Source organism: Microbacterium sp. XT11, assembly GCF_001513675.1.
In the GTDB taxonomy this organism is placed as follows: domain Bacteria; phylum Actinomycetota; class Actinomycetes; order Actinomycetales; family Microbacteriaceae; genus Microbacterium.
This window is the reverse complement of the sequence record NZ_CP013859.1, coordinates 151,909-164,977: the sequence shown is the minus strand read 5'-3', so window position 1 is coordinate 164,977 and position 13,069 is coordinate 151,909. Positions and strand designations below refer to the sequence as shown.

Genomic DNA, 13,069 nt, shown 5'->3' with positions numbered 1-13,069 from the left:
TCTCTACTAAACTGAGAACCTAACCCGTAGAGATCCGGTCGCAATCCAGTGCCCGGGCACCTCTACACGACGTCCTGAGGAGGACCCAGTGGCTAAGGCCAAGTTCGAGCGGACCAAGCCGCACGTCAACATCGGAACGATCGGTCACGTCGACCACGGCAAGACCACGCTCTCCGCGGCGATCTCGAAGGTGCTCGCTGACAAGTACCCGTCCGACACCAACGTGCAGCGCGACTTCGCTTCCATCGACTCGGCGCCTGAAGAGCGTCAGCGTGGTATCACCATCAACATCTCGCACATCGAGTACGAGACCCCGAAGCGCCACTACGCGCACGTCGACGCTCCCGGCCACGCCGACTATGTCAAGAACATGATCACCGGTGCCGCTCAGATGGACGGCGCGATCCTCGTGGTCGCCGCCACCGACGGTCCGATGGCTCAGACCCGTGAGCACGTTCTGCTCGCCAAGCAGGTCGGTGTTCCCTACCTGCTCGTCGCGCTGAACAAGGCCGACGCGGTCGACGACGAGGAGATCCTGGAGCTCGTCGAGCTCGAGGTCCGCGAGCTGCTCTCGTCGCAGGGCTTCGACGGCGACAACGCTCCCGTCGTTCGCGTTTCCGCTCTCAAGGCCCTCGAGGGTGACGAGAAGTGGACCGAGGCCATCCTCGAGCTCATGCAGGCTGTCGACGACAGCGTTCCGGACCCGGAGCGTGACCGTGACAAGCCGTTCCTCATGCCGATCGAGGACGTCTTCACCATCACCGGTCGTGGCACCGTCGTCACGGGCCGCGCCGAGCGTGGCACGCTGGCCATCAACTCCGAGGTCGAGATCGTGGGTCTGCGCCCGACGCAGAAGACGACCGTCACCGGTATCGAGATGTTCCACAAGCAGCTCGACGAGGCATGGGCCGGCGAGAACTGTGGTCTGCTCCTCCGCGGCACCAAGCGTGAGGACGTGGAGCGTGGCCAGGTCGTCGTGAAGCCGGGTTCGATCACCCCGCACACGAACTTCGAGGGCACCGCGTACATCCTGTCGAAGGACGAGGGTGGCCGCCACAACCCGTTCTACACGAACTACCGCCCGCAGTTCTACTTCCGTACCACCGACGTCACCGGCGTCATCACGCTGCCCGAGGGCACCGAGATGGTCATGCCCGGCGACACCACCGACATGTCGGTCGAGCTCATCCAGCCGATCGCTATGGAGGAGGGCCTCGGCTTCGCCATCCGTGAGGGTGGCCGCACCGTGGGTGCCGGTACGGTGACGAAGATCATCAAGTAAGCATCCGCTTTCTCGCAAAGGGGTCGGGCCGCAAGGCTCGGCCCCTTTGTCGTCGCTCGGCGTTTTCCCGGATGCAGCCGATAGCGTGGGATTCCCTTCGCGTGTCTGGAGTTGCATGAGCGAGATCTACGTCGGCCCGCCGCCGCCCCGAAGCTACGCACGCCTGTGGGTGTCGACCCTGCTGCTGATCGTCTATGCGGCCTTCGTGCTCGTGGTGACGATGTGGCCGCATCCGAAGCAGCTGGAGTTCGACGGGATCGCGTCACGGTTGCTGCGCGCGCTGCACAACGTCGGCGTGCCCGAGTGGTTTGGCTACGACAAGCTCGAATTCACCGCCAACATCGGGATGTTCGTGCCCTTGGGCTTCCTTCTCGGGCTCGCTCTCGCCCGCCGTGCGTGGTGGGTCGCGCTGTTCCTTCTGCCGGCGTTCTCGGGCGCCATCGAGTTCGCCCAGGGGATCGCGCTGGAAGAGCGGGTCTCGACCGTTTTCGACGTGCTTGCGAACACCATCGGCGGATACGTCGGCCTGCTCCTCGCCATGATCCTCCGCGCGATGATCTACGCCCGGGATCGCACGAAGATCGAGCGGGAGCTGTGGGAGCGCCGCGCCGCGGCCGCGGAGCTGCAGCGTCAGAACGCTGCGCGAGCCGCAGCGCGCTCCGGAGTCGCTCTCCCCACCGCACCGGCGTATGTCGAACCAGACCCCGTCACGCGCGTGCTCGACGCCGACTTCTGGGCGACGGGGGATGCTCCTACGGTGCGGTTGCCTGTGTAGAACGCGCATCGCAAGGTGAGGGATGAGTAGGATGAGCCCAAGCTTCGAGGTTGAAGCTGCTGGATGTCCTCGCCTGTGCACCCAACGAAAGAGCCGATCATGACTCGTCATCTTCGCGGACCCCGTCTAGACGCCATGCGGCGTGCTCACATCGTGTCACGTCTGGGCCTTGCGATGGCACTTTCTCTCGCGGCTGTAGCCCTGCCGACGACAGCGCACGCAGAGGTGAACGTCGACCAGCCGGGCCCGCTCACGCAGGAGTGCTCCGCCGGCGGCTTCTTCGTGCGGGCTTCTGGCCAGGCCACGCTCGATTCCGGCGACACCATTGACTCCTACATCCGCGTCGATGGTCTGGATACGGGTCAGCATCCGGTGCTTTCGGCCGACAGTGACGACTTCGTCACAGCGCTGGACGCGGCGTCGGTTGTCATCACCGATGGAGAGCAGCACTTGGTCGAGTGGATCGTGAACGGCACCGTCTTGGCGAGCGGGGAGCTCTCGGCGTCCGATTGTCCCGAGGCCCCCGCGGAACCTGCGCCCGCTGAAACCGTGCAGTTCGGTGATCCCGTGTGCAACGCAGATGGTTCGATCACTGCGAGAGTGAGGGTGACATTCGGCCCGGAAGCTCCGGAAGGTGCCGTCGCCGAAGCCACACTCGTCACCGACAGTTCGACCGAAACGCTCACGTCGACCATGGATGCCTCACGAAAAGTGCTCATCGATGTCCCCATTGCAGCCGAGGGACAGACCGTGGTCACCGTGCGAGGGCTGATGGGGTCCGAGTCGACTTACATCGGCGAGAAGACGTATGAAGCATCTGCCGTATGCCCCGTCCCGGCGAAGCCCGAACCGACTCCCGACGCGACACCTACCTCTGAACCTGACCCGGTGAAGCCCGAGGCTCCGGTCTCCACTGACGCCGCGGGTGCGGATGACGCCCCTGCGCCGGCGGAGCGGCCCGATCCTCCGAAACCTGCGCCCAGAGTCACGTTGTCAAGCGCATCGGTTCCCGCGGGCGGAAACGTCACGGTCAGGGCACGCGGCTTCGCTCCGGGTGAGAAGGTCGAGATCTGGTTGCATTCGGAACCGCTGAAGTTGACGGATGCGGTGGCGAACAAGAGAGGCGAAGTCACCCTCAATGTCGGGATAGCCGGCGGAACGGAGCTCGGGAAGCATCGTATCGAGGTTCGAGGTGCGAGCAGCGGCTCGGCGTTCGTCGCCGTGTCGGTGACCGATGATCTTGCCATCACAGGCATCGACTCAGCCTTCGCATCGGGCGTTGCGACAACCGGCCTCATTCTCGTCCTCGGAGGTCTCTCGATCTTTCTCCTGGGGCGGCGGGCACAGCGGGCGGTGCTCGATTAGATCGCGAACTAGCTCTTTGAATAGGTCATGCTGCAGCGCTGGCAGACACTACGCGGATGCGATCCTCACAAACTTTGAAAGCGACTGATCAAGCATCTCGGGCCCTTCTGTGTTCTTGCATGTTCGACTTGTGAGCGCGGTGTGAAAAAGCTCCTCAAGCGAATCATGCGAGCTGAGGTTTGCTACAGCGATTGGGTCTTGACCGGCGCTGGCTTGTGCGCCGATGAGCTTCTGCCTCCAGTAGTCGTCAATCGCGACACCCACAGTTCTTGTCCCCTCGGCGCCTGCAAACACCAGTGTGTGGTACCTAGTTGCGATCACTAGGTCAGCTTGACCGAGGACGGCGCGTGTTTGCCGCGCGTTGAGCTTCACGTCGAGGAAGTGCAAGGATTCGCGGCACGCAGGGGACAGATCCCGAACCGCCCGTTTCATGGTGGCGAGATCATCGTTCGCGTCAGTCCCATACATATTTGGGACCGGTACCACTCGATAACCGTGCGTCGCGGCGAACGAAGTCACGTCTTTCATCACTTCACGCAGGCGGGAGTCAATCGTCGCTCCCCGAATCGTGTGGAGACAGACAGCGATGAACTTACTCCCTTTGAGCGGCTGCAAGAGGTTCTCCGCGAACGCACAATCCTGCGGAGTCGGTTCAGCCCGGATCGCCCAATCGGGCTCCGTAGCCGCCCAATCGATTCCCCATGCGTGGGCTAGTTGAGTCGACCGATCGTCCCGACAACCGAGGTAAGAGGACGAGCCAAGGCCGTCTACCGCAGCCGGAACGTGCCGCGCGGACAAAGGTCCGACTCCTTGGCCCACGTACGCAATTGGCTTTCCGAGTCTCTTCGCCCACACAGCGAGAAGAGACCATGCATAGACCCCATTCACGGCGTACCGATCGGTGATTGCGCCGCCGCCACTAAAGATAAGACCATCACACGAGGACAGTGCATCGAACCAAAGCGCCTGGAGAGAACTCAGCGGCGCGGTCTTCGCGCGCGCGTACCGAGACTGGCTTATCGTCCACCGACCCAGCCGGCCGAGTACTCGGGCACCTAGTGCGACGACCTGGTTCGATGAACGCTGCAATCGGCCAAAGGCGACGAGCGAGGGGAAGAGATGCGGTAGGACAGTCACATCGTCCATCCCGTGTGCCGACCAGCCGTCCGCACCGTCCGTTACGACATGCACCTCGCCGAGTTGTTCACGAAGGCTCGCGACCAACGCGTACCACATTGCCTCGTCACCGAGATTTCCCGATCCGTTAGCCGATCCGACAACCATCCACCGAGCCTTAGCCATGATCTTCCGTTCGAGTCGCAATCGCAAAAAATGGTGCTGCCCCACGAGTGGCCAGGCTGAGCATGTAAGCGAGAATCGCGCCCAGCGTACCGTAGGTCGGGATTAGTGCCGCGCATGCCAGCCCGCAGATCGCTAGGGCGGGAACGACGGCTATCAGGGAAGCTCTGTAGCGGTTCAACACAGCTAGAGCTGAAGCGCCGAGATACACAGCCGGGATCAGAAGCATGCAGCCGAAAAGTGCGAGACCCTCCCAGGTGTCGATGCGATAGTACGTACCGAAAACCACCGGAAGGACAAATGCACCAACTACAACACCCGCCGCGAATACGACCGCGAGCCCGAGGGAAAGTCGTAATATCTCGCGTGCAACGAACCCGCGCGGGTGGCGAGACGTCCTGAGAGCGGCACGGCGATTCTGAATCCAGCTCTGGGAGAGAGGGTTGGTGACAAGCTCGGCGCCGACGATGAGATAGTACAGGATCGCGAAACGACCAGCGTCTTCCACCGAACTGAGCGCAGCTAGGGCAATCTGGGGGAGCGCTACGAGCAGGCTCACAGCGCCGTACGACAGACCGAGAGGGAAGCCCGCCCGAAGGATGTCACGGGAGGCGCCAGCAGGGGAGCGCCCGCGGCCAGCTTCTTCCCGAATCGCCGAGACTAGAAGTGGGATCACCCAAACAAGCGCCAAAACGATAGGGCCAAGACCAGCGAAAAGGGGCGACATAGCCGGGGAGATGAGGATTCCTGTAACCGCCCCGAGAGCAGTTGCCGCTGCGGACGATGCACTGATTGCGACGAGCAACTGGAAGCGCTGGCGCAGCTGAAGCCAGGCCGTCGCAAAATCGACAACGTAGTCCGCAAGCTTCATCAGTATCGCACCCACCAAGAAGGGCGCAGCGTCGAGCCCTAAAGCAACAAAGCCGACGAGCGCTCCGAGTGCAACCGCAACCACTGCCGTATATGCCCGGACCCGGAGATAGGCCTCTAATGGGTAATCCGAGCGGTGCGTGAGTATGAGCGTCCGCATGCCCAGGCTGAACACAACGAAAATGGGAGCTGTTGTCGCCAAAGACAGCGATAGTAAGCCGACGTCTCGAGCGGAACCCGACAACGCGACTACAACGAGGACCGAGACTTGGCCGACGTAGCGCACCGAGTGCGCAAGTACGAGGGCGGCAGCGTTGCGCTTCACTTCTTGAGGGATTTCGCCCGGAGCCTGGCTCGCAGAACGCGAAGGAACTGGTTGGCAACCCACGCGGCGTTAAGCGACTCGACCCAGATCGGTGAGACGCCCAAGCTCCGTGCGAGACGGCGCCTTCCGTGAAGTACCTTGCGTACGTGCTGCCCGTGTGCGGGTGCAGCCTTCGTCATCTGTGACGCATGCAGACGATACTTGATGACCGGCTCGCTGGTCGCGGCAATACTTGTCTCGAGAGAGAGTCTCAACCAGAGCTCGTAGTCCTCCATGTAGCGCAAGCTTTCGTCGTATCCACCTGCAGATACAACAACTGAACGGCGATACATCACGGCGGGATGGATAAGTCGGTTTCGTTGCAGGAGTGATCGACGAATATCGGCGGCACTCCCTGCAGATGCATCCAGGTGACCGAGAGGCATCCCGGCCTCGTCGATCAGGATCGCGCTCCCCGACACGGCGCCAAACTCCGGGTGAGAACGCAGAAACTCCTCTTGCTTCAGAAATCGACCGCGAAGGGCTACGTCGTCTGCGTCGAGCCGAGCGACGAACTCAGCGTCAATCGCAGCAAGGCCTGCGTTCAGGGCTGCGGCCAGCCCCTGGCTGGTGGTCCGTTCGAGGTATGAGACCCTCTCATCCTTGACCCACCAACGATCGAGCGTTGGTGGGACGCCATCGAACACGACGAGAACCCGGGTCGTTGAGTCGGATTCCAGGACCGACCTGACCGCAAGGTCCAGCCACTCCCCGGTTGAGGCAGTGGGCAGCAGAACGCAGGTGCTCAATTCAGCTTCTTTAGATTCGATGGGGCGCGGGGGCAACATTCTCGATGCTACCAGCCGGCAAACCAAGGGTCAGTCGGGCTGGGTACCCAGATCTGATACGGCAACAGGTCGTAGAACGAGAGCAAGGTCGCGACGAAGTACACCGACGCCGCCATTACGATCCCGGTGATGTGCAGCATGCGAGGTTGACGGGACACTGCGACCCTCGGTAAGAGGATGAGGAGTGCGCTGGCGAAGTAGAGTTCCATGCGAGCGACGGCACTTACGAACACTCCGACGCAAAGGAACGGCAGGGTCGCTGTTGCAAACACCTGGAAGCGACGATGCTCTCCTGTATTTGACCGGGCTGAACCTGTGTACACAAGGGTCCCGAGTCGAAAGACGATAGTTGCGATCGTCCCGACACCGATGTCTAGGGCATTCTTCCGTGCAGTTTCCAAGTATTCAAGATACCGGGAGTCATTTCCGGCGAGGAGCGAGTCCACCGGCAAGGCAAGAATCGCAATCCCTGCGGCGGCGATTACGGCAACGGTCGTGTAGAACATTCTGCCGGGGCGGATGTTACGAAGAACATACTGCAACGCCGCAGCCACGAGCGCCGACAAATGAAATAGTGAGGCGACCGCATTTATCAGGAGGAACCTCTCGCGGTGTGAATCCAGATACCGCCATGCATAGAAATTCAATGCGACCGCGATCCCTTGACGCACGAGGTTCATCGGGAACAGGTAGCCCGCCAGGAGAACGTACAGCAGCATCGAGAACCAAAGAGTCTTCGATGAGTACCGCAGTGCTAAACACATTGGCGTGACCGTCAGGACAGCTGAAACAATCATCACCAGCTGAACGTCACTCGAGATCGAGAGACAGATCAAAGACAGTAGGGTGAATCCTGGGTCTTGCGGACTGGCGACCATTTGAGGCCACCATGCCTGTGTCGGGTCGAGTTGTTCGAGGAGTGTTTCGTAAAGCGGGAAGTCGGTGCCAGTATCGTGGCGAAACCCGCTAAACGCGACGAGCCCAGCTACCATGACCCAGAAGGCCACTTCGGCGATGATGCGGTGCCATTTAGGGGATGTTCTCCCCTCCATTGGGCGCAAGTAGTCGACGACTGCCCCCAAAGCGGCCGCGCCAATGGCAACCAACGTGTACGGCAGAACTGAAACCCATATCATCTGTCGCGTTGCGCCTGTTGTTGACGTCGAATCGATGCGTAGATGTCGAACGACTGGTCGGCTCTAAGCTCGGGATCAAACCTCTCGGAGGCCCTGACTGAGGCGGCACGTCCCAGCTTCTCGCGAAGATTCGCGTTGTCAATCAGGTCGCCGAGTGCGCTGTGCAAGGAGTCTTCGCTATTCGCGAGGATTCCGGTCTCGCCATCGATAACGACATCGCGATTTCCGACTATGTCGGTTGCGACGACCGGAATCCCAAGCAGCTGTGCGTTGATTAAGCTTAGGGGCATGCCTTCCCACAGCGTCGGGTAATAGAGGATGTCGAGGTCCTCAAGCTCGTTGACAAGAGAATCTCCCTCAAGCCAGCCGGTGATTTCGACAGGCGCATCTCCGAGCCATTTCTCACGCTCCGCCGGATCGCCGCTACCTACCCAAACGAACTCTGCGCGGTCGGAGAAGCGCCTTGCGGCCGCTGCGAACCGCCATGGAGCCTTCGCGTAAGTGACGCGCCCGACCATCCCCACGCGAATCGGCGCGCCGCGTTTGGGGTCTCGGTGGCCGGCCGGCACGTCGCCGCTGTTGGGCAACACGTAGGCGTCAACCTTCAGCGAGTCTCGGGCGATCTTGGATTCGCTGGGCGAAACAGCAATTAAGGCAGCACGGTTGCCGCAGAGTCGTTCGGCCAGTAGGAAGGTGGAGCGGACCACAGGTCCGACATCCTGCCGAAGGAACGCAAAGCCGTGGGGCGAGTAGCAGGTGACCACTTGCCGACGCGCTCGACCGGAGAGCGTCCTAAGCGCGAATCCGGCCAGTGAAGAATGAGCGTGGATCACATCGAATGCCCCGGTAGCAATGGCATCCTTAATCCGGGAGCGCAGCAGCCGGAGTCTCGCGACTGTGTTCAGGGTTGCGTCGCCGAACTCCACTAGGCGGGCGGCTCCCACGATCCGAGTCAACTCATCCCGACCGGGAGTGTCCGCTCGCGGGATGTACGCGAAGGTCACCGTCGCGGCGCGCGTGCTCTGGTGTTTGGCGAGCGAGCCGGCGGCGTTCAGCACTCCGGCGCTCGACGCTTCGGTGATGTGGAGCACGTGTAGATTGGCGTTCATGTCAGGGACGAGTCTGCCACAGCGGCACCGGTTCTCCGGGCTGCTCACAAAGCTGGGCGTTGACAAGATGGCTCGTCTCTTCACTGTCTCCGCGTCGTGCGTCGTGTTCGCCGTTCTTCTGGCCGCTCACCTTGGGTCGGCGGAGCCCTTGCATGGCGGTGACATTAGTCATTCAGCAGATCTCAGCGTTCCTGCGGGTGCGCGTGTCTTGATGATTGACGATACGGACTATGCCGCTTCGACCGCGTCGCAGCTGGCTGATGCCAGTGGATGGGAGCTGACGGCTTTGGCGGCGTCCGGGTTCGGCCCGAGTACCTCCGGCGAATCAGTCGCAGAGGCGATAGAACTCGCTGAGCGTTCCGGGCTGCACCCAGATGTCGTGATCATCAACGTGGGGGCGCGCGATGCTTGGAAGCCCCGGAAAGACCTCCGCAAGGACGTATTGAGGGCGCTTTGGGAAGTGCGCGAACTCTTCCCGCATGCCAGGACTCTTGTAGTTGGCCCCATAGGTGAGACAGGTTCGAATGATTCGCCCTTCGGCGCTGTCGATATCGCGCTTGCTCGCGCGGCGCGGCAAGCGGGGACGGAGTTTGTCTCTGCAATCGGGGCTGGTCTGGTGGCTCCTCATCGTGAAGGATCGCTCAAGGGTGCCCCGGACAAGGTGGCAGGCCTGATAATGAGCGCGTTAGAGGGTTGACTCGATGCCTTGCCTGCTATTAAGGGCAATGAGGCGGTCGGACCATTGCAAAGCTGAGCGTATCGCATCTGGCAAGCTCGACGTCGCTTGCCAACCGAGCATCGTAGCTGCCTTGTCCACGATAGCGAACGCTCCCGCCTGATCCCCCGGCCGTCGCTCGGCCACTGCGGACTTTATGGGCACACCGAGCGCACGCTCTGCGGCGTCTACCAACTCCTTCACTGTCACCCCGCGACCGGTACCGACGTTGATTGCGCAGAATGGCGCGCCCGAGGTCACTTCATCGAACTTTGTGATTGCCGAGACGTGTGCTTGGGCCAGGTCCCACACGTGGATGTAGTCGCGGATAGCCGACCCATCCCTAGTTGGCCAATCTGATCCAAAGATGCTGAAAACCGTGTCCTCTTCATGCGCCTTTAGGATGCGCCCCAGCACGTGCGTGGGATTGGTGCTTGAAGAACCGGAGCGAAGGCGGGGATCGGCTCCCACAGGGTTGAAATATCGCAACGCGATCGCGCTCAGCGCACCGGCGGCCGCTGCGTCCGCAAGGAACCGCTCAATGACCGCCTTAGTTTGGGCATAAGGGCTTGATGGGCTCTGAGGCGAGTCCTCTTCCACGCCTTCGCCCGAGTGAGCATCATAAATCGATGCTGAGGAGCTGAACACGAATCGTTGCACTCCTAAGTCGACGAGGGCCTGAACCATCTGGATCGACTTGGCGACGTTCGACTCGTAGTAAGTAATCGGGTCCGCAACGGAGTCGCTGACAACGATCTTAGCCGCGCAGTGAATGACCGAAGAGACGGAGGGATGCTCGTCCAGGATTCGACCGAGGAGCCCGGTATCCGCCATATCGCCAACGTATAGCGTCCGTCCGGCGCAGAAGTCGCTTCGCCCCGTGGACAGGTCGTCCAGCAAGATTGGCTCGATGCCGGCGTCGACACATGCCGACGCGATGGTGGACCCAATGTATCCGGCACCGCCGGTGATCAAGACCTTCACGTGATGAATGCTACTGGCACGATGGCCGGAGCCGATGAGCCGTCGCAGGTGATGCTACGCACAGTGTGACGCTTTCGCTCGAAGGGGCGGAGCGCGTGGGGCCCGGCACTCGCCACCGCTTTCCGATCGGTACCCTGGCACCATGACGTTGAGACAGGATGTTGCCAGCGGCCGACGTAGCACCCGGAAACGGCTGGTGACCGTCGTCGTTCTCCTCGCTGTCGTCGTTGTCGTCGCGACGAGCGCTGCAGCCTTCCTCGCCTTTCACGCCGAGCGGAATAGTGCAGCTTTGCCGTCCCGGCATTCGAAAGGTGATGACATCATTGAGAAGCATGTAGAGATGCCTCGTGTTGCAGCCGCTCGAGTCGACCCCGAAGCTTGGGCGCTCGCTTCCCGTGCGGAGATTGCGGCGGCGCTTCCGGAGGTTGGCGATGCTGCCGACGGGTCCGTCGCCTTGGGAGTGGACGCTCCAGTGGTGAGTCCTGGAACTGTTGCTGCGAGCACACCTGTGTCACTAAATCCTGAAACGAGCTATACGCTCAGCGCGTCTGTCCGCGTGCTTCAGTCGCAGCGCACGCCTGTGGCTGCGAGCATCAACGTCGGTGGGCAGCAGTTCCTTCTTCCCGAGCTGGATGCACGATGGAAGAAGGTCGAGTTTCGGTTCACAACTCCGGAAGCCGGGTGGGTCGGTAACCTAGAGCTCGCCCTTGCAGGACCAGTTCGGGGTCTCGGAATCGATGCTGTGAGCCTTAGCGGCGCGGACGGCGTTGACGTCGTCGCTAATGGTTCTTTCGAACGCACCAGCGGGGGCAGCGGCATTCTGAATGATTCGCTTGTGCTTTCTGAAGATACTGCGACCCTCGCTGTCGCGCTTCCCGAGGGCGAGCTCACTTGGACGGCAACGTCGACCGATGGTGGCCCGCCAATACGGGGCAAGGGCACTATCTCGTCACCGCTCGCTGCAGTTCCACTAAACGAAGTACAGCCAGGGCACTACTCGCTCGAGGTAACTGACGCGAGCGGCCGTGCGATCCAAACGGCGATCGCGGTCATCGATACTGCCGGTCCCTTTATGAATCAAGACCCGCGCCTTGGAGTCGTCTCACATGTGGAGCGAGACTACTTTGCGGGAACCGGCTCGTTGGCAGCGGCATTGGGGTTCTCGATGGTCCGAAACGATGTCGTTTGGGAGAAGAACGAGAAGGTCAAGGGGCAGTATGTGTTTGATCCTGTCTACGACCGGGAGTTTGCTCGCCTCCACGCCAACGGGCTGGGACTGCTCGGGGTGGTCGTTCACGGGAACAAGGTGTACAGCAACACCCGCTGGCCAGAGGGCCCGGCCACGATCGATGCTTTTGGGAAGTACGCGGCGGCGATTGCGGACCGTTACGACTTGGTGGGGCTCGAGGTGTACAACGAGTTCAACCACCACGAGTACAACAAGACTGCGTGTGGGCGATCTCCCGAATGCTATATCCCGATGCTCGAAGCCGTTCAGGGAGAGGTTAAAGCGAAGCACCCCAATCTGCCGATCGTAGGGGGCGCGTCGGCCCTTTATGACCAGGAGTGGTTCCAGGGGCTCTGGGCGGCGGGCGGGCTGTCGTTGATTGACGTGGCCAGCTATCACCCATATGAAGCGTGGATGAGCCGAGATCCAGACCTCGTTGGTGAGGTCGCTCGGCGGTCGTATGAGGACATGCGCGCGGGGACTGGTCAGACAAAGCCCGTTTGGATAAGCGAAATGGGATTTACTTCGATGAACCCCGGAGGCGTGACTCTTGCAGAACAAAGGGAAATGTTAATTCGTTCCGAGGTCTCCGCTTTCGCCAACGGTGTTGAGAAGTACTTCTGGTATGACCTCGTCAATGACAGCTCGGATATTGCATCGGGAGAAGGTAATTTTGGACTCTACGAGCGCGATCCGCGTCCTGGCGTTGTAGCTCTGGCGCCTAAGCCTGCCGGACAGGCGCAGGCCGTGATGGTAGCTGAGTTGGGCGGCCGGGCATTCGCTGGCGCAGAATCTGATGATGCGACAGCCGTCTATGTCTTCGGTGACGATGACGACGCCGTTCGCGTGGCGTGGGCGACAAGCGGTGAGACTGAGCGAGTGTTCAAGGCCGACCGGCCGGTCACGGTTGTTTCGGCCACGGGAGGCGTTGTCGAGTTGGTTCCCGACGGCGGGGAAGTGGTGGTGCCGTTGACGGGTTCGCCGGTCTTCATCGAAGGGATATCAGCGCAACCTCCTCGCTAGTCACTATGGAAGCGAGAACGCGGCGGCGGAGTGGACGGGTGAGTGTCGCCGGTCGCTCAGTCGTGGTGGCGGTAGTGAGCTGCGATGGGCGCTGTATCCGGGCTCCGACCTACGGCATCTTCGCTCTCGCA

The 13,069-nt window shown here is 61.4% G+C and carries 11 protein-coding genes; 5 read left to right on the top strand and 6 right to left on the bottom strand.

What is annotated here, in order from left to right; translation table 11 throughout:
* Positions 1 to 88: 88 nt before the first annotated feature.
* The 3 genes from tuf to AB663_RS00845 all read left to right on the top strand — a co-directional run bounded on the left by tuf (position 89) and on the right by AB663_RS00845 (position 3,422).
* On the top strand, positions 89 to 1,282 hold the full coding sequence (gene tuf, locus AB663_RS00855) for an elongation factor Tu (protein ID WP_067194588.1): 1,194 nt from the start codon (positions 89 to 91) through the stop codon (positions 1,280 to 1,282).
* Positions 1,283 to 1,397: 115 nt separating this feature from the next.
* Positions 1,398 to 2,057 (top strand): VanZ family protein, encoded by a 660-nt coding sequence (locus AB663_RS00850; protein ID WP_067194584.1) that lies wholly within the window; start codon positions 1,398 to 1,400, stop codon positions 2,055 to 2,057.
* A gap of 174 nt (positions 2,058 to 2,231) precedes the next feature.
* The gene (locus AB663_RS00845) at positions 2,232 to 3,422 is read left to right on the top strand and encodes a hypothetical protein (RefSeq protein ID WP_157540787.1); all 1,191 of its coding nucleotides are present in this window, start codon (positions 2,232 to 2,234) and stop codon (positions 3,420 to 3,422) included.
* Between the two features lie 48 nt (positions 3,423 to 3,470).
* On the opposite strand, the gene AB663_RS17715 is transcribed toward AB663_RS00845, so the two are convergent.
* The 5 genes from AB663_RS17715 to AB663_RS00825 all read right to left on the bottom strand — a co-directional run bounded on the left by AB663_RS17715 (position 3,471) and on the right by AB663_RS00825 (position 8,883).
* A complete protein-coding gene (locus AB663_RS17715; protein ID WP_198147898.1) occupies positions 3,471 to 4,706 on the bottom strand; it encodes a polysaccharide pyruvyl transferase family protein in 1,236 nt (411 codons plus the stop codon).
* A 10-nt stretch (positions 4,707 to 4,716) separates the two neighbouring features.
* Positions 4,717 to 5,916 carry a lipopolysaccharide biosynthesis protein gene (locus AB663_RS00840; protein WP_067194578.1) on the bottom strand — a complete coding sequence of 400 codons (1,200 nt, stop codon included), beginning with the start codon at positions 5,914 to 5,916 and terminating at the stop codon, positions 4,717 to 4,719.
* On the bottom strand, positions 5,913 to 6,704 hold the full coding sequence (locus AB663_RS00835) for a glycosyltransferase (protein ID WP_067194575.1): 792 nt from the start codon (positions 6,702 to 6,704) through the stop codon (positions 5,913 to 5,915). Before AB663_RS00835 ends, AB663_RS00840 begins: the two co-directional genes overlap by 4 nt.
* 47 nt (positions 6,705 to 6,751) lie before the next feature.
* On the bottom strand, positions 6,752 to 7,750 hold the full coding sequence (locus AB663_RS00830) for an EpsG family protein (protein ID WP_232304594.1): 999 nt from the start codon (positions 7,748 to 7,750) through the stop codon (positions 6,752 to 6,754).
* A gap of 125 nt (positions 7,751 to 7,875) precedes the next feature.
* Positions 7,876 to 8,883 (bottom strand): glycosyltransferase, encoded by a 1,008-nt coding sequence (locus tag AB663_RS00825; protein ID WP_232304593.1) that lies wholly within the window; start codon positions 8,881 to 8,883, stop codon positions 7,876 to 7,878.
* Here AB663_RS00825 and AB663_RS17035 point away from each other — a divergent pair.
* On the top strand, positions 8,867 to 9,685 hold the full coding sequence (locus AB663_RS17035) for an SGNH/GDSL hydrolase family protein (protein ID WP_157540783.1): 819 nt from the start codon (positions 8,867 to 8,869) through the stop codon (positions 9,683 to 9,685). The two genes, AB663_RS00825 and AB663_RS17035, sit on opposite strands and share 17 nt — an antisense overlap.
* Here the strand turns inward: AB663_RS17035 and galE are convergent.
* Positions 9,674 to 10,687 carry a UDP-glucose 4-epimerase GalE gene (galE, locus tag AB663_RS00820; RefSeq protein ID WP_067194565.1) on the bottom strand — a complete coding sequence of 338 codons (1,014 nt, stop codon included), beginning with the start codon at positions 10,685 to 10,687 and terminating at the stop codon, positions 9,674 to 9,676. The two genes, AB663_RS17035 and galE, sit on opposite strands and share 12 nt — an antisense overlap.
* A 142-nt stretch (positions 10,688 to 10,829) precedes the next feature.
* Here galE and AB663_RS17030 point away from each other — a divergent pair, with 142 nt between their 5' ends.
* Positions 10,830 to 12,938: a hypothetical protein gene (locus AB663_RS17030; RefSeq protein WP_157540781.1), complete on the top strand. Its 2,109-nt coding sequence runs from the start codon at positions 10,830 to 10,832 to the stop codon at positions 12,936 to 12,938.
* Positions 12,939 to 13,069 lie beyond the last annotated feature (131 nt).